This is a genomic window from Devosia psychrophila (assembly GCF_000971275.1).
Lineage (GTDB): Bacteria > Pseudomonadota > Alphaproteobacteria > Rhizobiales > Devosiaceae > Devosia > Devosia psychrophila.
In genome coordinates, this window is record NZ_LAPV01000147.1 from 67,213 (window position 1) to 86,568 (window position 19,356).

Below are 19,356 nucleotides of genomic sequence, written 5' to 3' on the forward strand. Positions count from 1 at the left end.
AGTTAAGTCATGTCTAGTTTGAAACTGCGCGAAATCCGCAAGGCGTTCGGATCGCTCGAGGTGATCAAGGGAGTGAACCTCGATATTGCCGACAAGGAGTTCGTGGTCTTCGTCGGCCCCTCTGGCTGCGGTAAATCGACCCTTTTGCGGATGATTGCCGGCCTCGAACAGATCACCGCCGGTGACCTGCTGATCGGCGATGAGCGAATGAACGATGTCGATCCGAGCAAGCGCGGCATCGCCATGGTGTTCCAGACCTATGCGCTTTATCCGCATATGACGGTGCGCGAAAACATGGGCTTTGCGCTCAAGTTCGCCGGCGTGTCAAAGCCCGATATTGCGAGGCAAGTCGATGAGGCCGCGCGCATCCTCGAGCTTGGCCCACTGATGGATCGCTTGCCCAAGCAGCTGTCCGGTGGCCAGCGCCAGCGCGTCGCCATCGGTCGCGCCATCGTGCGCCAGCCCGAAGTGTTCCTGTTCGACGAACCGCTATCCAACCTCGATGCAGAACTGCGCGTGCATATGCGCATCGAGATCGCGCGGCTGCACAAGGAACTGCAGACCACGATCATCTACGTGACCCATGACCAGGTCGAAGCCATGACGCTGGCCGACAAGATCGTCGTGCTGCGCGAAGGCGTGGTCGAGCAGGTCGGACGGCCCCTCGAGCTGTATGACAACCCGGCCAACCAGTTTGTCGCCGGCTTCATCGGTTCGCCCAAGATGAATTTTCTGGCCGCAACCGTCGTCGATAAATCAGCCGACAGCGTCAGGGTGGAACTAATTAACCACCAGGGCACGCGGCTCAGCATTCCAGCTACCGGCGGCACGGTCGGCGAAAAGGTCACACTGGGCGTCCGAGCCGAACATTTCGGCGAAGCAGGCGCGGGCGATGCCGACGTTACGCTCAAGATCGATGTCGCCGAACACCTCGGCTCGACCAGCTATGTCTATGCCAATTCCGGCGTCGAACCGCTGGTGATCGAGCGCGAGGAATCCCGCCACCAGTTCGGCGAGGATCGCATCGTGGTCTCGATCAGTGCCGACCAGGCCTATCTGTTCGACAGCAAAGGCCAGCGCATCCGTTAGCTCTGGATGGCCAGATGGCCATCCCCAAACACCGGCGTCTCCCTCGGGCTTGACCCGAGGGCCCCTCGCCACCCTCCCGCGCTGAGAAAGTCGCCTGGACCAAGTCCGAGCGCAGCGCGGAGTTTTCACGACGATCAGGAACACCAGCCACTTGGTGTCCACTTGAAGGATATGACTATGACCGATCAAAAAATCCGCTGGGGCATCATCGGGCCAGGCAGCATTGCCAAGGCTTTCCAGGGCGGCGTCGCCGGCTCCAAGCATGGCGTGCTCGCCGCAGTTGCCACGCGCGACCCGAACAAGCCGGGCCTCGCCACCGATTTCCCGGGCGCTAAAGTCGTGCATGGTTATGACGCCCTGCTCGCCGATCCCGAAATCGACGCCGTCTATATTGCAGTGCCCCACACCGGCCACGCTGAATGGGCGATCAAGGCGGCAGAAGCGGGCAAGCATGTGCTAGTCGAAAAGCCCCTCGCCCTCTCGTCCTTCGAGATCGACGCGGTGTTCCACGCGCATCGCAAGGCCGGCACATTCGCTGGCGAAGCTTTCATGTACCGGCTGCATCCGCAGGCCGCCAAGCTGGCCGAATTGATCCAGTCGGGCGTCATCGGCGAAGTGCGCATGATTCAGTCCAGCTTTGGCTTCAACATGGGCAAGTTCCAGCCCGAACATCGCCTGTTTGCCTCAAAACTCGCCGGCGGCGGCATTCTCGACGTCGGCGGTTACCCCGTCTCGATGTCCCGCTTCATCGCCGGCGCCGCCATGGGCAAGCCGTTTGCCGATCCCATCAAGGTTGCCGGCACCGCCAAACTCAACGCCGAGGGCACCGATGACTGGGCCGCCGCTGTCCTCACTTTCGAGAACGGCATCGTCGCCCAGGTGTCCTGCGCTGTAATGGCCAATCTCGATAACGTGCTGCGCATCCACGGCTCGGAAGGCCGCATCGAAGTGCCGGACTTCTGGTTTGCCGGCGGCGACCGCACCACGGGTGTCGGGCGCATCGACATCGTCAAGAACGGCCAGACCGAGACGATCAGCGTCAACGAGGAGCGCCACGTCTATTCCTTCGAGGCCGATGCGGCTGCGGAAGCGATCTTCGCCAAGCGCCAGGAACTCGCGGCACCGGGCATGAGCTGGGCCGACAGCCTCGGCAATGCCCGCGTCCTCGACGCCTGGCGCAAGGATGCCGGCATCGAATACTCGGTCGAAAAGTCAGCCAACCGCGTCAATACGCTGGATAACCGCAAGCTCGGCCCCAATACCGGCGTTATTCCGAAGCGCTCCATTCCGGGCCTTGGCAAGCAGGCTTCCGCCGTCGCGCTCGGCTTCGAGGATTTCCGCAGCTTCGCCTCAGGCGCCATTCTGCTCGATGCGTTCTGGGAAAAGGGCGGCAATATCTTCGATACCGCCTTCGTCTATGGCTCGGGCTACACCGAAAAGCTTTTCGGCGAATGGCACCGGAGCCGTGGCACCCGCGAAGGCGCCGTGCTGATCGGCAAGGGCGCGCATAGCCCGCTGGTTTATCCCGACGTCATCGCCAAGCAGCTGACCCAGTCACTTGACCGCCTGCAGACCGACTATCTCGATGTTTATTTCATGCATCGCGATAATCTCGAAGTGCCGGTTGGTGAATTCGTCGATGCCATGGATGCCGAAGTCAAAAACGGCCGCATTCGCGGGCCGTTCGGCGGTTCCAACTGGACCAAGGAACGCTTCGACGAAGCCGTTGCCTATGCCGAGCGCACCGGCAAGACCAAGCCGCAGGCGCTGTCCAACAACTTCGCGCTCAGCGAAATGCTGGTACCGATCTGGGATGGCTGCGTCACCGCGTCTACCGACGAGTGGAAAGCGTGGCTCAAGGCCCGTCAGGTCACCAACTTCTCCTGGTCGAGCCAGGGCCGCGGCTTCTTCACCGACCGCGCCGGTCGCGACAAGCTCGACAACGAAGAACTGGTCCGCTGCTGGTACAATGACAAGAACTTCGCCCGCCGCGACCGCGCCATCGAGCTCGCAAAGCAACTCGGACACAACCCGATCCACATCGCCCTGGCCTTCGTGCTGGCCCAGGATTTCCCGTCCATCCCGCTGATCGGACCACGCACGCTGGGTGAGCTGGATGACAGCCTCAAGGCGTTCGAAATCAAGCTGACGCCGGATCAGGTCAACTGGCTCGATAACGGGTAGAAGCCTCCGGGCTCTATTTCCCACGCTTTCTCCCTCGGGCCAGACCCGAGGGCCACTCTCAACCCGGCACAAGCGGCCAATGGCAGCAAGCAAGAATACCCCCACCTAACCTCCCCCTGAAAAGGGGGAGGAATCTGGCCGGTGGTTGAGCTTAGATGTTGCCTCAGACTCGATGAAGTCCCTCCCCCTCATCAGGGGGAGGCTAGGTGGGGGTACCCCAACAAAAACTCTTCCAGCCGCTCCCCCTCAACAAAACTTATCCCCACCCACCGCCGCCTCCCGCATACTCCCCCCATCTTCACAACAGAGCTAGTCATGACGAGTGACGAGCGTGGAGACTGCCGGGAATGGGAGGTCGCTCCTGTTGCGTGCGGGGAAATCGGGCGCGCTGGTCTGCGATAATGGCCAGCACGATCCCAACCCACGACAAATCCCGACTTGGTGGCGAGGCAACTGCCTCACTTCCTACTACCCTACCCCGAGGCAGTCGCCTCGCCACCATCGCTCACCTTGATAACCGCAGCCAGGCGGCGCTTCCGCACGCATAAACATTTTGCATTGTTCACAAACGACGCACAGTTACACCCGTGTGTCTACTTGCCCAGCGGCAGCCCCTGCCCTATCTTCATCGTCGCGGTACGATAGTTCCGCATAGTTCTCAGGGCGGGGTGCGATTCCCCACCGGCGGTAAGGCGGCAACGTCAAGCCCGCGAGCGCTTGGTGAAAATCAAGGTCAGCAGATCCGGTTAGATTCCGGGGCCGACGGTATAGTCCGGATGAAAGAGAACGGGACCAACGCTGGCTAGCGCACGTCCGTATCCTTTTGGGTGCGGGCACTGGCTGCGGCGAGACTTCCCGTAACCCTGAGGAAACTGGTTACGGAAAGGACTTCACATGAACCAGGTTTCCTCTACCCAAAATGCCGGCACCGCGGCGCTACTCATGGTCACGGCCGCCGTGGTCTTCGCCGGTAGCAACGTACTGCAATCGGTGCTGCCAACGCCTGCGGAATACGGTGGCTTCGGCATGAGCTCCACCGGCATGGCGTTCTGGCAATATGTCATCGCGTCCCTACTGGCGCTGCCGCTGATCCTACGCATCGGCATCGACAAGCTACGCACCCACCACCCATTGGCCCATCAAGTGCGTGCCTTCGTCTCGGCGCTGGGCGTCCACGTCTTCGTCTACGGCTTCGCCTCAGGCGTGCCGATCTGGCAAATGGTGACGCTGCTGGCCACCGGCCCGCTTTTCATCATCCTGGGCTCGACGATTTTTCTCGGAGAGCGCGCCACGCCCATCCGCATCATTGCGGCCCTGATGGGTTTTGCCGGCGCTGTCATTGTCTCCGGCGTCGGGGCTGAAGGGCCGGGCTGGACCACCCTGGTGCCGATCGTCGCCTCGGCGCTATGGGCAGGCACCGACATCCTGACCAAATACCTCTCGCGCGAAGAACCGCCGGAAACCCTGACTATTTCGCTGCTGGTTCTGATGACGCCAAACCACCTGCTGATCCTCCTGGCAGTTAACGCCTTCGCCTGGCTGGCTCCTACCGTCCTGCCGGCCGGCATTGCCACCGGCTTCCCGTTCGCCCTGCCATCGGGCATTGCCCTGGGGCTGCTGTTGCTGCTTGGCCTGCTGACCGCTGCCGCGCAATATCTGCTCGGCACTGCCTACAAGCTGGCCGACGCAACCTACCTGCAGCCGTTCGGCGACCTCAAGGTACCGCTCGGCGGCCTGTTGGGCTGGGTCGCCCTTGGCCAGGTGCCATCGGTGTTGTTCTGGCCCGGCGCGACATTGGTGCTTGCCGGCTCGCTGCTGATTTTCTGGGCCGAAGGCCAAAAACGCCCGGCCCTTAGCATGGCCTAGGCCACACCTGCTCCCGGTTCGCCGGGAGCAGTTATCCCCGCCAAGCCGATTGCGGTTATGGTGATCGCGAGGAGCGGTGTTGATGGGATCAGAATGCCAACGGCGGCAAGCCGTCAGTTCGGTAGCTGAGGCTATACTTCTCGCCGGCCTTGTCGGTCGCGTCACAGGCAATCAACGCCGCGCCGTCCGCCGGGTTTTCATAGCTGCAGGTTCCGGAAACGTCGCGCGTATCGAGGGTATCGCTGGCGCGGGTGCCGAGCAGTACGAATTGCACCGGATGATCGATCCAGGCGCCTCCGGCTTCCGTAGATTGCCCGCGAAAAATCACCATCCGCTCCGGGTCATCAAGACCGAAAAGGCCCTGCCCGCCTGTGCTGACAAAGACATCGACAACGCCGCCTTCGAGAATCTGCACGAGCGCAGTGCCGCATTCCGCGCTGAGGTCTTCGCCAGCAATGACCAGCCGATCGCAACTGCCATCGACGGCCAAGGCCTGAGCGGTGGTCTCCTGCGCAACGGCGGCGTCAATCGAAAGCGACGCCAGTCCCGCCAGTATGATGCGGAGAATGTTCATTGGTCAGATCCGGCACGCAGGCGGCTCAGTTTTCCCGAGCACGCTCAAGAATGCGCTTACACTCTAGCAGTTCGCGCAGCACACCGGAGAGTTTGTCACGCGACTCGCGGTCGAGGCCAGGGTTAGCCAGCATTACCGCCTCTTCGATTTCAGCCTCGTCGCCAGCGGCTTCCGCCTGTTCGATCATCGGCAGGATATCTTCGAGCGGCTTGCCTTCGCCGACCGCGATCACATAGCGGCTACCCTGATCCTTGAGGATGCGCTGCACGCCCTTGATGGTGAAGCCTTGATCGTACAGGAGATGACGAATGCCGCGCAGCAGCAAGACGTCCTCAGGGCGATAATAGCGTCGCCCGCCACCGCGTTTCAGCGGCTTGATCGTCGCGAAACGAGTCTCCCAGAAGCGCAGGACGTGCTGAGGCAAATCCAGCTCATCGGCAGCTTCTGATATCGTGCGGAATGCGTCTGGAGACTTGTCCACGAAGGCTTAGACTCGCTGGATGGCTTTATTTTCCAGTACGAACCATAGATTTGTTGATCTTGGACTTCAACACATTGGAAGGTTTGAACACAAGAACCTGCCTTGGCAGGATCGGCACCTCTTCACCCGTCTTCGGGTTACGGCCGATGCGCTCGTTCTTGGAGCGGACCTGGAAGGACCCGAAAGAGGAAAGTTTGACGTTGGCGCCAGTGATAAGGGCGTCCCCGATCAATTCGAGAACCCGTTCCACCAGTTCTGCCGACTCGGTGCGAGACAGGCCAACCGTGCCGTAAACGACTTCTGCGAGATCGGCTCGCGTAATGGTCTTCTGCGTCATTCGAACCCCCGTGTTGCCGAAAGGTACAAATCCCCACGCGGGACAACCCAATGTCCCCGATCAAAGTTGCTGACGGCCCGCCCCATATTCGAGGCAAGCCATAGCGCGGGAATTTTCCCATTCGTTCAGCGCCATCGACCGTCACAAACCCTCGTGCGGTCCATTTTCGGGCGCTGCGTTCCTCCGCCCAAAAGACACTAACGCCTTGAAACGGTTAAGGTCAATGAGGTGAAACCGGTCCTACCAGCGAATGAGCGAGGCGCCCCAGGTGAAGCCACCGCCCATGGCCTCGAGCATCACGAGGTCACCCTGCCTGATGCGGCCATCGGCAACCGCGACGCTCAGTGCCAACGGCACGGAAGCGGCTGACGTATTGGCATGCAGCGCCACGGTCATCACCACCTTCTCGGATGGCAGTCCAAGCTTCCTGCCCGCCCCTTCGATGATGCGCTGGTTAGCCTGATGCGGCACGAACCAGTCGAGATCGGCCACTGTGTAACCAGTCTTCTCAAGCGTCGCATAAACCACGTCGGTGATCTTGCCGACCGCGTGGCGAAACACTTCGGGGCCTTGCATATGCACATGGCCGGTGGTGCCGGTGGTCGATGGCCCGCCATCGACATAGAGCTTGTCCCAGTGGTGACCATCGGATCGCAAAGCCGAAGCGAGGATGCCGCGTTCTGGTTCATCGTCGGCCAGTTCGACGCCTTCGACGACCACAGCCCCTGCCCCGTCGCCAAACAGCACGCAGGTGGTGCGATCGGTCCAGTCCAGCAGACGCGAGAAGGTCTCGGCGCCGATCACCAGAGCACGCGTGGCGAGGCCGTTCTTGATGTAGCTGTCAGCCGTCGCCAAAGCATAGACGAAGCCCGAGCACACCGCCTGGATGTCAAAGGCCATGCCGTGATGCATGCCAAGCTTCATCTGCACCAGCGTCGCGGCCGCCGGGAAAGTGTAGTCGGCAGTGGTCGTGGCGACGATGATCAGGTCGATGTCATCCGGCGTCACGCCTGCTGCGGCCATGGCCTTCTTGGCCGCTTCGACCGCGAGGTCGGAGGTGAACTGGCCTTCGGCAGCGATATGGCGTTCCTTGATGCCGACGCGCTGCTGGATCCACTCGTCGGAGGTGTCGACCATGGTCGCCAGTTCGGCGTTGGTCAGCACCTTTTCAGGCAGATAGCCGCCGACGCCACGGATGATGGTACGCGTTCTGGTCACGCCGGTTTCGCCTCAGGTTCGTCTTCGATTACGGGTAGCGCTGCCTTGATCGGGAAGCGTGTCATGGTCTCGCCGATCTTGTCGATCAGCTTGCTTCGGGCCATCTCATAGGAGAGGTTCAAGGCACTTTTGTAACCGATCTCGTCGGTGCCGCCGTGCGATTTGATCACGATGCCGTTGAGGCCCATGAACACGCCACCATTGACCGTACGCGGGTCCATCCTGCGGCGCAGGGCCTTGAGCGCGGAGATAGCAAATACGGCGCCGATCTTGCTCATCAGGTTGGAATTGAGTGCATTGCGCAGGTAAGTCCCAACCTGCCGCGCGGTTCCCTCGGCGGTCTTGAGGGCGATATTGCCGACAAAGCCTTCGGTGACGACAACATCTACCGTGCCCTTGCCGATATCATCGCCCTCAACGAAACCGTGGTAGGTAAAGCCATGACCGCTCGCATCGGTCAGGATTTTGCCGGCTTCCCTGATATAGTCGAGCCCCTTGACCTCTTCGGTGCCCACATTGAGCAGCCCGACGGTCGGGGCGTCGTCATCGAACAGGCACCGCGCCAGCGCTGAACCAAGAATGGCATAGTCCACCAGTTGCTGGGCGTCGGCGCCTATGGTGGCTCCCACGTCGAGCACGATGATGTTGCTGCGCAGGGTCGGCCAGATGGCGGCGATACCGGGGCGGGAAATGCCCGCCATCGGTCGCAAGCAAAAGGTCGACATCGCCATCAGCGCGCCAGTGTTGCCACCGGAAATCGCGACATCGGCTTCCTTGTCCTTGACCGCCTGGATGGTCATCCACATCGACGATGTACCCTTACCCTTGCGCAGGGCCTGGCTGGGCTTCTCGTCCATGGCGATGACGACTTCGCTGTGCCGGACCGTGGACGCAGCCTTCAGCTCCGGGAATTCGTCGAGCAGCGGAGTGATCTGCTCCTGCCGCCCGTGAAAGATAAATCGTGTGTTCTGGTGTTCGCGCAGGGCCAGAGAGGCTCCGTGGATGACCGCACGAGGAGCGTTGTCCCCGCCCATGGCATCCACTGATATCGTTATTGTATCGGTCATTTCAGCCTGTTCTGTGCCCCGCGAGGAGGCGCGCAAACATATCCCATCAGGGAGTCGGTGCAAACCCGCAGCTTGCTCTCAGCTTTCACTATCGGTGGACCTTTTGAGCTTTTCGAGGCCGGCAAACGGACCCGACGGCTCATTTCCCAGATCCACACCAAGAGAATCGAGGCTTTCCTCAGCGTGTCGTGGATAGGGATCGATAGCGAGAGCCAATGTTTCGATCAGCAAGGCGCTCAAGTCGACCTCGGGACCATCTATATGGTCGGGAAAGTCATCGTCTTCCAGATCGACGAACAGCTCCGAACCGGGTGTCGGCTTTTGGTAGCCATGTGGCTCGGGCAGGAATACGCGATCGACGACCTCATCGACATGCTGGCCGACAGGCTCGAAGGTCACGACCGAGGGCTGCACGATTTCAGCGACCAGCCGGCCTAAGGCACGGATGCCGCCGCGTAAGGGGGCCACCACCAGAGTGGCTTCAAAGGAGTCAATCGCACTGAGCTTGAGCTCCATGGCCAGCGCGGCGCGGGTCGGCTCGTCAAGGGAGACCTTGATTTCGCGCCCAGTTGCAGGCAGGCGATCGATACGAACCACGGCGTCGAAAAGCGGCGAATCCTGGTTCACGCTGCAGCCTCGAATTTTAGAGTGCCGCCTGTGATAGCTTGGGCAGGCTGGCCCGACAGAACACGATCTTGGGCCAGCAGGTATTGGGCGAGCGCACCGACATGCTGGGCCGTTGCCTCGCCGAGGATATTGCGCGCCAGAACGCCTTCAAGCGCCACCGCATCGTTGCGATCCATCGCCTCGTTCATCGCGGCCAGCAGCCCAAAAAAGATATTGCCCATCTTCTGGATGCGTTTCGGTACGCCGATATCCCCGACGCCCATTTCGCGCAGCGAGCGGTCCATATCCTTGAAGAACAGGTCGAACACCGCCTGGCTGAAATCCTTCTGTGTACCGGATTCGGCACGCAGGCGGCGGAACAGCAAAGCCATATGCAGGCTGATCATGTCGAAACGGCCCGTTACAGTGTCGGGAACGCCCCAATCCGCGTAGAAAATGGGCTGCCGGGATTGCGCCACAATGGCGCTATAAACGGCATAAACGGGTTCGGTAGCAGTGTTCTTGCGAAACAGGGACAGGATCATGGGTTTGCGCTCAGCATTTTGATCGGCCTTTGAAGTGGCAAACAGTCTCGCCGGACCAATGCCAGCTTGCCAGACGAACAAGTTGGCAGCTACACATTCCGGCGGCTACAAGGGCCGCAGCCTTGTTGTCGTGCCTATAGTCGAGAGCCATCGGGAAAGTCAAATTCATGCCCTTGCGTACTGCCTCCGGTAAATTTGTGCCGCTCGCCGCTGCCGCCCTGCTCGCGACTGCCTTGGCGGCCTGCTCGACCAGCAGCACGGCACTGGTCACCTCGCGCACCCAGGGCTACGAAATCTCGGACAGCGCCATGGCGCAGATCCGGCCCGGCCAGAGCCAGGAGTTGGTGACGCTGGTTTTGGGCTCGCCACAGTCGACTAATACCTTCGGCGACCAATCTGCATTCTATTATGTCGAGACCAAGGTACGCCAGACTTCGTTCGGCCTCACCATGACCGACTCGCGCACCGTTCTCGTCATCTATTTCGACAAGAACCAGAAGGTCATCGACAAGGCCGTCTACGGACTGAAGGACGGCAAGACGGTTACCGTCGAGACCCGCCGCACTCAGTCGTTCGGCGAGGACCGCAGCTTCATCGATTCGATTCTCAAGAGCTTCTAAGGCCTCAGGCTTTGGTAATTTGGAGGCCTCGGGCAACCGGGGCCTTTTTTGTTTAGGAACTCGTATGCAAAACAACAGCGATGACCACCATGCCTTGGCTCTATGGGCGGCGGACTGCGCCGAGCGCGTGCTGCCGCTGTTTGAAGCAGCGCATCCCGCTGACAAGCGTCCGCGCGACGCCATTTCGGCAGCTCGGCGCTGGGCCAAGGAAAAGCTGAGCATGGTCGCGGCGCGCCAGTTTGCCTTGGAGGCTCATGCGGCGGCACGAGAAGCCAGTACCGAGGCAGCGCGACAGGCAGCGCGCGCCGCGGGCCATGCGGCCGCAACCGCACATGTGCCCACCCACGCAGCCCACGCTGCCGAATACGCAGTAAAGGCGGTGACGGCCCAAGGGGGCAACAGCGCTGCCGAAGAACATTGGCAAGACCAAAAACTGCCCCAGTTAAGCCCAGACGCTAGCGGGTCTCAGTCAGGCTAGAGCCCGCTTCGCGCGCTATCGCGTCCAGTGTCGCGTTGACCAGGCCGGAGGCGTCGTCTTCGTAGAATGCCTTGGCGACATCGACGTATTCGGTGATCACGACCCGAGGCGGGATGTCCTTGCGACGCAGAAGCTCGAAGGCAGCGGCACGAAGGATAGCCCGCAAAGTTGCATCGACGCGTTCAACCGGCCAACCATCGGAGAGGGCACGATCGACGGCCGGGTCAATCTCCAGCTGGTGCTTGGTGACGCCGGTGACGATCTGCTTGAAGAAATCGGCATCGGCCGGAAGATACTGCTCACCCTCGATCTCACGGCCCAGATGGAACGCGCCGAACTGGGCAAGCGTGTCTTCGAGGGTCGCGCGGCCCACGTCCATTTGATAGAGCGCCTGCACCGCGGCAAAACGGGCCGCCCCGCGCTGGTTGGCAGGACGTTCGATTTGCGGGTCGCGTTTGGGGGCCTCGGCCATGACTGCTTTCATCTTCATTGGGCGGCTCGGCGCCACGCTGCCACTCGGGGCGTCGCAACCCCATAATCTGCCGCGGGGGGAAGTTCAACTCAAACTGGCGCAGACGGTCGCCCGTAACGCACCAGTGTATCGACACCAAGGCACTGCTGTTCCAGTTCGACCAGCCCCGCCGCAACCAATAACTCGGCAATCGGACCGTCTGGACTTGCCAGCAGGCCAGCGTCGCTGAGCGAACCCAGTGTGTTTATCAGTGCCACAGCATCGACCAGATCCGCTTCCAGCAAGGCCGCCAACAGGCGCTGTCCAGGTTCGACCAGTAAGTTATGGACGCCCTTGCCACTCAGTGCCGCCAAAGCCAGCTTCAGGTCGGGACGTCCCTGTTTGCCGTTAACGCGGATCGTTTCGATGGACACAGGCGGGTCCACGGCAACCGAGGTTTCCGCAATGATTGCAGTCCGGTAGCCGGAAAAGCCACCAATCAGATTCATCCTGCGATCGACGCCCGAGGCGCCTGACAGCACGACGCGCAATGGTGTGCGCGTGGCGAGACCCGGCAGCTTGACCGTCAGGTCAGGATCATTGTTGGCTGCAGCCGCGCCGACGAGGATGGCGTCCGACCGTGCCCGCAGCATGCCGATCCAGTCGCGCGCCTCGGAGCCCAGCAGAGAGGTTTTTGCCTCGTCGCTGCGGTCGATGCGGCCATCGGAGGATAGCGCCAGAGCGACAGTGACAAACGGCCGCTCGGCTGTTTGTCGCAACAGGTGGCCCGCATGCAGCGCCAGCGAAGGGGCATGATCGGCGATGATGGTTTCGATGCCTGCCGACTCGAGGAGAGCGGCACTGCCGGCATGACGCGGATCGGCAGAGCCGATCACTACGCGCATGATACCGGAGCGAATGATAGCATCGACGCAAGGTGGCGTGCGACCCCATGCGGAGCAAGGCTCGAGCGTCACATAGAGCGTGCGATTCGCAGCCTCATAACCCGCCGCCTCGATTGCCTGTGCTTCGGCATGCGGGCGACCGCCCTTTGCCGTGACTGCGCGGGTTACCAGGGTTTGCGACAGCGGCTCGACGATGAAGGCGGCAACGGCGGGACTGTCCGCCGTCGTTCCGGCAAATGGCGTTGCATAGCGCACAGCGGCATCAAGCCAACGCTTGTCCTCGGGGGAAAGCTCGTTCACTCGTCGTCGCGCAGGGTGCCCTGCCCTTCGGCAAGTTCAGCCAGAAAATTGCGGAAGTCGTCTGCGGCGGAGAAGTTCTTGTACACCGAGGCGAAGCGCACGAAGGCCACGTCATCGAGGCCCTTGAGACCTTCCATGACGTATTCGCCGATCTGGTCGGAGGTGACTTCGACATCGCCCAGGCTTTCAAGCTGGCGGACGATACCGGAAATCATGCGTTCGATACGGTCCGTTTCGACGGCCCGCTTGCGCAAGGCGGTGTAGACCGAGCGGGCCAGCTTTTCGCGGTCAAATGGTACCTTGCGGCCACTCTTCTTAACCACGGTAAGTTCGCGTAGCTGCACACGCTCGAAGGTGGTGAAGCGGCCGCCGCATCCGTTACAGACGCGGCGACGGCGAATTGCACCGGAATCCTCAGTTGGCCGGCTGTCCTTGACCTGCGTGTCGTCATTTCCGCAATATGGACAGCGCATGAGAAAACCTTAGAAGCCGTAGATCGGGAAGCGGTCGGTGAGAGTCTTAACCTTGTCGCGAACCTGCGCTTCGACAGCGCCATTGTTCTCTTCCCCGTTTTCCTTAAGGCCATCGAGCACTTCGATTATCAGCTCGCCGATCAGCTTGAACTCGGCCTCGCCGAAGCCACGCGACGTACCCGCGGGCGTGCCCAGGCGAATGCCCGAAGTAATGGCAGGCTTTTCCGGGTCGAAGGGCACGGCATTCTTGTTGCAGGTGATGTGCGCGCGTTCGAGCGCCTTTTCAGTGGCCTTGCCAGTGAGGCCCTTAGGGCGCAGATCGACCAGCATCAGGTGGTTATCGGTTCCCTTGCTGACGATATCGACGCCGCCCTTGACCAGGGTCTCGGCCAGTACCTTGGCATTGGCGACGACCTGCGCTGCATAGAGCTTGAACTCAGGCTGCAGCGCTTCCTTGAACGCCACCGCCTTGGCCGCGATGACATGCATCAGCGGACCACCCTGGATGCCGGGGAAAATTGCCGAGTTGATCTTCTTGGCGATATCTTCGTCGTTGGTAAGGATCAGGCCACCACGCGGTCCGCGCAAGGTCTTGTGGGTCGTGGTGGTCGCGACATGGGCATGCGGGAACGGGCTGGGATAAACACCGCCAGCGACAAGGCCTGCAACGTGGGCCATGTCGACGAACAGAATGGCCCCAACCTCATCGGCGATGGCGCGGAATTCGGCCCAGTCCATTACGCGCGAATAGGCGGAGAAGCCCGCGATTATCATCTTGGGCTTGTGTTCGCGGGCGAGTTGGCGAACCTGATCCATGTCGACCAGTCCATCCTGCTTGCGCAGGCCATACTGAATGGCATTGAACCACTTGCCGGACTGGTTTGGCTTGGCGCCATGGGTCAGGTGACCACCGGCGTCGAGCGACATCCCGAGGATGGTATCGCCGGGCTGGATCAGTGCCTGATAAACGCCCTGATTGGCCTGCGAGCCAGAATTGGGCTGCACGTTGGCATAAGCGACGCCAAACAGTTCCTTGGCACGCTCGATGGCAAGCGTTTCGGCAACGTCGACATATTGGCAGCCGCCATAGTAGCGGCGGCCGGGGTAGCCTTCGGCATACTTGTTGGTGAGCACTGAGCCCTGTGCGTCCAGCACCGCCTGCGAGACGATGTTCTCGGAGGCGATCAGCTCGATTTCGTTCTGCTGGCGGCCAAGTTCGTTCTTGAGCGCCGCGGCCAGCTCAGGATCGGTCTGGCTGACAGAATTGGAAAAAAAGTTCGGGAATAGCGAGGATGAAGTGGTGGTGGTCATAGGGTCGTTACCTCGCGTTCGACGAAGTGCAATTGCATGGCTGTGGCCTTAACACGTCGCAACCTGCGATTCCAAGGCCGGGATAATGGTGCTGAATACATGGGGCTCCCGTGAGTGCGGATGGGTGCCCAGGCGAGCGGCATTCTTGGGTTCGCGTTCCCCGATGGTACGCCATCTCTTCTCGCCAGTAGCGCGAACCAGTGGATTATGCCGCAGAACTGTCAGCGGAGGCAAGGCGCTTGCGGGGAAAATAACAGAACATCCGCAACCTGCGGCCCCCGAACCGCATTGAAAGAGCAAATGGCTGGCGTGGCCGGCCCATTGAGCAGGAGATGCAAATGAGTGCCGCACGAAACGGGATTGTCGCCGCCGTCATGACCGCCACCATTGCAGTGGCTTCCATCGTCCCAGCCCAAGCCCAGAATGTAACGCTAAGCTTTGGACAGCGGACACAGGTGATTGAAACTTATTGTGACCGATATCCCAACGACCGCGATTGCCGCGGCTATAATGGCGGCAATTGGCGGGATCGCGATTATGATCGCTTTTACAATTCCCGCCGGCAGGATCTGGACCCTATAGCCACCGGCATCTTTGGCGCGGCGTTCGGTGCGATCATTGGTGGCGCAATCGCCAATGGCAATCGCGACCGCGTTGTCGGACGCAGCTATGACAGCCATGTAGACGCCTGCTATGCCCGCTATCGGTCATATGACGAGCGTACCGACACGTTCATGGGCTACGACGGTGCTCGGCACCGCTGCAATCTTTAGAGACGGCTAAAACAGACGGCGTGGCGCTTCTGGCGCTACCGCCGGGGCGCCGAGCTTTTTTCGCAGCTTGGCCAGCCCCATTTGCTGCATTTGATGCTTGGTGGCGGCGGCAGGCATGATGACGATCACTTCGATGCCGGTAGCGGCATCGATGGCCGCAACCCGCATTTGCTGGCCGACTTGTACGAACTCGAAATAGACTTCACCGTCAGCCATGGCAGCCCCCTGCCCGATACTTTAGCAAGATTCTCTGGCGCTCAAAAGCAAACGCCCTCTGCGAGGAGGGCGTTTCTATTTCTGTCGCTTGAGGCTTAAGCTTGCTCGAAGCTAACCTTGCCCTGAGCATCGAACTCATAGACATCGTCGCGGAAGCTGACGGTGCCCTGGCGATTGGCCCAGGCGGTGATGTAAGTCGTCAGCAACGGTACGCGTGCCTTGCATTCGACATCAAGGCGCTCCAGCGAATCGAATGTCGTATCGACCTTGGTCTGATCCCAGTCGCCATTGTCGCGCAGCAACCAGTTGACCAGCGCGTTGACGCCTTCCACGCGGACGCAGCCCGACGAATGGAAGCGGGCATTCTCCCCAAACAGCGCCTTGGACGGCGTGTCGTGCAGGTAGCAATCGTAGGGGTTGAAAAAGTTGATCTTGCAATGCCCCATCGAATTGGCGGCACCCGGCTCCTGGCGATACATATAGTTGATCGCGTTGCCGAGGTTGTTCCAGTCGATGGAAGAAGCAGCGACTTCCTGCCCGCCGCCGTCATAAATATGAATGTTTTGCTCGGTCAGGTAGTTCGGATTTTCATTCATGTACTTGGTCAGGTCGCGTTCAACCAGCGACTTTGGCACATGCCAGTATGGGTTGAAGTTGATCTGGCTGACCTTGCTGGCCATGATCGGGGTGGCGCGATCGACGCGACCGACAACCGCCGTATGGCGCTGTTCGACCATGCCGTCATTCACCGCTTCGATCGTCGCAGCCGGAATATTGACCACGACGTAGCGCGGACTAAGGTTCGGCGCCATCGCCTGAACGCGCGTAAAATTCAGATAGAGCTGCTGCAGGCGGGTCGCGGCCGGCACATTGAGTGCATACCAAGTCGGCTCATCGACCTGACCATTGACGATCAGGCCATGGCGCGCTTGGAAAGTACGCACGCCGCGATCGGTGTCTTCGTCGAATAGTTCGTTGATATTCGGCAGAAGAACCATGTCGCCCGAGGCAATCAGGCGACGCTTGAGCTGGATAACCGCAGCGCCGGAATTACCAAGCAGCAAGCGGAATGCCTCTTGCGGCACCTCTTCCCAGCCGCCATTGGCCACAAAGGGCTCATATTGCGAAATGGCGAGTTGCAGGTTGTGAACCGTATCGAACGACAAGATCGGTTCATTGGTGGCGATCAGGGCCTCCGCCGCGGCCGTATTGCCATCCTTGTCGGCGTTCCGCAGCACATTGCCGCGGTTCATCATATCAAAAATGGATTCCTGACCGCGAACTACCGAGGGCATGGCCAGAGATGCACCGGCCATGGCCGTGTACTGGAGCAAGGAACGTCTATTGAGCCGCATAAAGTCTCACCCGAAATTGCTGGCTGCCGAACAAGGGCAGTTTTTACCATCCCGCTCAATGGCTCACAACGCGGTCAACCGCATGTGAACCCTCTTGAGAATTCGTGAACCAAGAATAGTCGGGAAATGGTTTCAAACCACGTAACGAGCTCAATTACGCTGATTTGCGGCGCAAATGTGAACGCCGGCCCAATGGGCCGGCGTTTGCTCGCGGAAGTGGCGTAGCCGCAACAGATGCCCCGCTAAACCGTCAATTAGAGCTTGTAGAGGATCTGGTCGACCCAGAAACGCTCAAGGCGGGCGAGGGCCTTGTTGAGGCCTTCGAACTCGTCGTCGCCCAAGCCGCCGACCTTGTCGATCGACTTGAGGTGGCGATCATAGAGCTCGTCGATGACTTCAGCTACTTCCTCGCCCTTGGGGGTCAGCTTGATGCGGACCGAGCGGCGGTCGGAACGCGAACGCTCCTGGAAGATGTAGCCGGTTTCGACCAGCTTCTTGAGATTATAGGAGACGTTCGAGCCCAGGTAGTAGCCGCGGGAGCGCAACTCGCCAGCAGTCAGCTCGGCATCGCCGATGTTGAACATCAGCAGCGCCTGAACCGGATTAATGTCATCCCAGCCCATACGGTCGAACTCGTCCTTGATCAGGTCGAGCAGACGGCGGTGCAGACGCTCTACGCGGGAAACAGCTTCCAAATAAAGCGGCTTCAGGCTCTTGGGACGTTCCGAAACCAGGGCCTCGGCTGCGTTGGATTTGATCGCCATTTGTGCCTCACTGTTTTGCAGTCTGTGCGATTTTTCGCATCTCATGAGGCCAAACTACGGCGTGCGGGCTAAGATCACCCTAAGTGGCGTGATTAAGAGCATCTTACTGGAATGCAATGAGAATTTGGCTTAATTCCTCGTTACACCGGTGCACAAATTTGTAACCTTACGGGAGTGTGAACGACCCCGCGGCCTTTGCCTAGTCGGCAGCGCGGGCGCGTTCCAGCCGGATCGACAGAATGAAAATGATGAGGATAGAAGCCAGCAGGACGAGGCGTACGGCAAAGCCCAGGGCGGACATCCGAACGTCGGTATTGCCGAACAGATAGAGGCCTAGTTCCACGGCCGTCGCGCCGACCAGCAGCACGGCTCCCCAACTGGCCTTGATCCACAGGCCAACAGCAGCAAACAGTCGCGACAAGCCAAAAATGCCGAGATAGACGAAACCTGTCATGCCCATTGTGGCAACCGGGCTGACGTCCCCCAGGCCGACGCCGAGCAGGCGCGCGGCATCGTTGAGGCCGAGCAAGAGGCTGATGATCGCGACGACGCGGATGTAGATGCCGATGGGCTGGGCGTTGAAATCCATGGTGGGTTTCTACCCTTGCTCGAGGGATGCGACAAGCGGGAGCTTGGACGGTGCACCCGCCACTGATAAACGAAAGCCCAACACAAGGAGCCGCCCCATGGCCGAGACCTGGCACAAGCACGACATGGACTTCCTCGGCGGTCGCCGCCTGCGCCGCAGCCGCCGTACCGCGTGGAGCCGCGCCATGGTGCGCGAAAGCCTGCTGACTCCGTCCGACTTGATCTGGCCGCTGTTCGTCATCGACGGCCATAATGAGAAGACGCAGATCCGCACCATGCCGGGCGTCGAACGGCTCAGTGTCGATCTTTGTGTCGAAGCAGCCAAGGCGGCCCGCGATGCCGGCATTCCAGCGCTGGCGCTGTTTCCCAATACACCAGACCATCTGCGCAGCACGAATGGCGCCGAGGCTTATAATCCCGACAACCTGATGTGCCGCGCCTTGAGCGCCATCAAAAGCGCCGTACCCGGGATCGGGCTGATCGCCGACGTGGCGCTGGATGAGTATTCCAGCGATGGCCAGGATGGGCTGGTGCGGAATGGCGAAATTCTCAATGACGAGACTGTCGCCGTGATGATCCGCTCGGCTTTGGTGCAGAGCAAGGCTGGTGCCGACATCATCGCCCCGTCGGATATGATGGATGGCCGCGTTGCAGCAATCCGCGATGCGCTGGATGGCGAAGGTTTCGAGCAAACGCAGATCATGGCCTATGCAGCCAAATATGCGTCGTTCTACTACGGCCCGTTTCGCGAGGCTGTCGGCACGGGTAGCCGCCTCGTGGGTGACAAGCGTACCTATCAGATGGACTATGCCAATTCCGATGAGGCGATGCGCGAAATCGAGCAGGACATCGCCGAGGGCGCCGACAGCGTGATGGTCAAGCCCGGTCTGCCTTATCTCGACATCGTGCGGCGTGCCAAGGACAGTTTCAACATTCCGATCTACGCCTACCAGGTGAGCGGCGAATACGCGATGATCGAGATGGCCGCTGCCGCCGGTGCGATCGACCGCTATGGGGCAATTCTTGAAAGCCTGTGGGCGTTCAAGCGGGCTGGGGCCAGCGGGGTGCTGACCTATTATGCGCTTGAGGTGGCTCGGAAGCTGGGCGCCTAAGGCCACAAATTTGTAACCTGCCCTCTTGCGCGCGGCCCCAGCC

At 60.5% G+C, this 19,356-nt stretch carries 22 protein-coding genes and 2 riboswitches; of the genes, 7 read left to right on the top strand and 15 right to left on the bottom strand.

Translation table 11 applies throughout. The features are described from left to right. Window positions 1–9 precede the first annotated feature (9 nt). From WH91_RS16495 to WH91_RS16505, 3 genes are all read left to right on the top strand, one after another. Window positions 10–1,089, top strand: coding sequence for an ABC transporter ATP-binding protein (locus WH91_RS16495; protein WP_046172091.1), 1,080 nt, complete (start codon window positions 10–12; stop codon window positions 1,087–1,089). A 171-nt stretch (window positions 1,090–1,260) separates the two neighbouring features. Next, on the top strand, window positions 1,261–3,273 hold the full coding sequence (locus WH91_RS16500; RefSeq protein WP_046172092.1) for an aldo/keto reductase: 2,013 nt from the start codon (window positions 1,261–1,263) through the stop codon (window positions 3,271–3,273). A 650-nt stretch (window positions 3,274–3,923) separates the two neighbouring features. Continuing rightward, a riboswitch (FMN riboswitch) is annotated at window positions 3,924–4,065 on the top strand. 102 nt (window positions 4,066–4,167) lie between these two features. Then, complete coding sequence (locus WH91_RS16505) at window positions 4,168–5,139, top strand: DMT family transporter (protein WP_046172093.1); 972 nt, start codon at window positions 4,168–4,170, stop codon at window positions 5,137–5,139. 88 nt (window positions 5,140–5,227) lie between these two features. Here the strand turns inward: WH91_RS16505 and WH91_RS16510 are convergent, their stop codons facing one another. From WH91_RS16510 to WH91_RS16540, 7 genes are all read right to left on the bottom strand, one after another. Next, window positions 5,228–5,713 carry a hypothetical protein gene (locus WH91_RS16510; RefSeq protein WP_046172094.1) on the bottom strand — a complete coding sequence of 162 codons (486 nt, stop codon included), beginning with the start codon at window positions 5,711–5,713 and terminating at the stop codon, window positions 5,228–5,230. A gap of 25 nt (window positions 5,714–5,738) precedes the next feature. Beyond that, window positions 5,739–6,194, bottom strand: a complete 456-nt coding sequence (locus tag WH91_RS16515; protein WP_046172095.1) for a MerR family transcriptional regulator — start codon at window positions 6,192–6,194, stop codon at window positions 5,739–5,741. A 25-nt stretch (window positions 6,195–6,219) separates the two neighbouring features. Next, entirely contained in the window at window positions 6,220–6,531 is a 312-nt protein-coding gene (locus tag WH91_RS16520) for an integration host factor subunit alpha (protein WP_046172096.1), read from the bottom strand. Window positions 6,532–6,771: 240 nt separating this feature from the next. Further along, window positions 6,772–7,749, bottom strand: coding sequence for a beta-ketoacyl-ACP synthase III (locus tag WH91_RS16525; protein ID WP_046172097.1), 978 nt, complete (start codon window positions 7,747–7,749; stop codon window positions 6,772–6,774). Beyond that, window positions 7,746–8,816: a phosphate acyltransferase PlsX gene (plsX, locus tag WH91_RS16530; protein ID WP_046172098.1), complete on the bottom strand. Its 1,071-nt coding sequence runs from the start codon at window positions 8,814–8,816 to the stop codon at window positions 7,746–7,748. Before plsX ends, WH91_RS16525 begins: the two co-directional genes overlap by 4 nt. Before the next feature lie 78 nt (window positions 8,817–8,894). Next, the gene (locus WH91_RS16535; RefSeq protein ID WP_046172099.1) at window positions 8,895–9,443 is read right to left on the bottom strand and encodes a YceD family protein; all 549 of its coding nucleotides are present in this window, start codon (window positions 9,441–9,443) and stop codon (window positions 8,895–8,897) included. Further along, window positions 9,440–9,967: a ubiquinol-cytochrome C chaperone family protein gene (locus WH91_RS16540; protein ID WP_046172160.1), complete on the bottom strand. Its 528-nt coding sequence runs from the start codon at window positions 9,965–9,967 to the stop codon at window positions 9,440–9,442. Before WH91_RS16540 ends, WH91_RS16535 begins: the two co-directional genes overlap by 4 nt. 167 nt (window positions 9,968–10,134) lie before the next feature. Between WH91_RS16540 and WH91_RS16545 the strand changes: the two genes are divergently transcribed. Together WH91_RS16545 and WH91_RS16550 are read left to right on the top strand one after the other, a co-directional pair. After that, the gene (locus WH91_RS16545) at window positions 10,135–10,587 is read left to right on the top strand and encodes an outer membrane protein assembly factor BamE (RefSeq protein ID WP_046172100.1); all 453 of its coding nucleotides are present in this window, start codon (window positions 10,135–10,137) and stop codon (window positions 10,585–10,587) included. A gap of 64 nt (window positions 10,588–10,651) precedes the next feature. Then, window positions 10,652–11,065: a putative immunity protein gene (locus WH91_RS16550; RefSeq protein ID WP_046172101.1), complete on the top strand. Its 414-nt coding sequence runs from the start codon at window positions 10,652–10,654 to the stop codon at window positions 11,063–11,065. Here WH91_RS16550 and nusB read toward each other — a convergent pair. From nusB to glyA, 4 genes are all read right to left on the bottom strand, one after another. Continuing rightward, window positions 11,043–11,555: a transcription antitermination factor NusB gene (gene nusB / locus WH91_RS16555; RefSeq protein WP_244542375.1), complete on the bottom strand. Its 513-nt coding sequence runs from the start codon at window positions 11,553–11,555 to the stop codon at window positions 11,043–11,045. The two genes, WH91_RS16550 and nusB, sit on opposite strands and share 23 nt — an antisense overlap. Window positions 11,556–11,626: 71 nt before the next feature. Next, window positions 11,627–12,721, bottom strand: coding sequence for a bifunctional diaminohydroxyphosphoribosylaminopyrimidine deaminase/5-amino-6-(5-phosphoribosylamino)uracil reductase RibD (gene ribD, locus WH91_RS16560; protein ID WP_052952901.1), 1,095 nt, complete (start codon window positions 12,719–12,721; stop codon window positions 11,627–11,629). Continuing rightward, on the bottom strand, window positions 12,718–13,194 hold the full coding sequence (gene nrdR, locus WH91_RS16565) for a transcriptional regulator NrdR (protein ID WP_046172103.1): 477 nt from the start codon (window positions 13,192–13,194) through the stop codon (window positions 12,718–12,720). The genes ribD and nrdR overlap by 4 nt, the downstream gene beginning before the upstream one ends. 9 nt (window positions 13,195–13,203) lie before the next feature. Next, entirely contained in the window at window positions 13,204–14,505 is a 1,302-nt protein-coding gene (gene glyA / locus WH91_RS16570) for a serine hydroxymethyltransferase (protein WP_046172104.1), read from the bottom strand. Between the two features lie 119 nt (window positions 14,506–14,624). Beyond that, window positions 14,625–14,707, bottom strand: a riboswitch (ZMP/ZTP riboswitch). Window positions 14,708–14,843: 136 nt separating this feature from the next. On the opposite strand from glyA, the gene WH91_RS22735 reads away from it, so the two are divergent. Beyond that, on the top strand, window positions 14,844–15,278 hold the full coding sequence (locus WH91_RS22735; protein ID WP_052952902.1) for a BA14K family protein: 435 nt from the start codon (window positions 14,844–14,846) through the stop codon (window positions 15,276–15,278). Window positions 15,279–15,284: 6 nt separating this feature from the next. On the opposite strand, the gene WH91_RS16580 is transcribed toward WH91_RS22735, so the two are convergent. From WH91_RS16580 to WH91_RS16595, 4 genes are all read right to left on the bottom strand, one after another. Beyond that, window positions 15,285–15,494 carry a DUF6898 family protein gene (locus tag WH91_RS16580; protein ID WP_046172105.1) on the bottom strand — a complete coding sequence of 70 codons (210 nt, stop codon included), beginning with the start codon at window positions 15,492–15,494 and terminating at the stop codon, window positions 15,285–15,287. 95 nt (window positions 15,495–15,589) lie between these two features. Beyond that, complete coding sequence (locus WH91_RS16585) at window positions 15,590–16,828, bottom strand: L,D-transpeptidase family protein (protein ID WP_158409587.1); 1,239 nt, start codon at window positions 16,826–16,828, stop codon at window positions 15,590–15,592. A 275-nt stretch (window positions 16,829–17,103) separates the two neighbouring features. Continuing rightward, a complete protein-coding gene (gene ldtR, locus WH91_RS16590; protein ID WP_046172107.1) occupies window positions 17,104–17,613 on the bottom strand; it encodes a transcriptional regulator LdtR in 510 nt (169 codons plus the stop codon). A 199-nt stretch (window positions 17,614–17,812) separates the two neighbouring features. Continuing rightward, window positions 17,813–18,202, bottom strand: a complete 390-nt coding sequence (locus WH91_RS16595; RefSeq protein ID WP_046172108.1) for a DUF6163 family protein — start codon at window positions 18,200–18,202, stop codon at window positions 17,813–17,815. A gap of 97 nt (window positions 18,203–18,299) precedes the next feature. On the opposite strand from WH91_RS16595, the gene hemB reads away from it, so the two are divergent. Further along, window positions 18,300–19,313, top strand: a complete 1,014-nt coding sequence (gene hemB, locus WH91_RS16600) for a porphobilinogen synthase (RefSeq protein WP_199533534.1) — start codon at window positions 18,300–18,302, stop codon at window positions 19,311–19,313. Window positions 19,314–19,356: the final 43 nt, after the last annotated feature.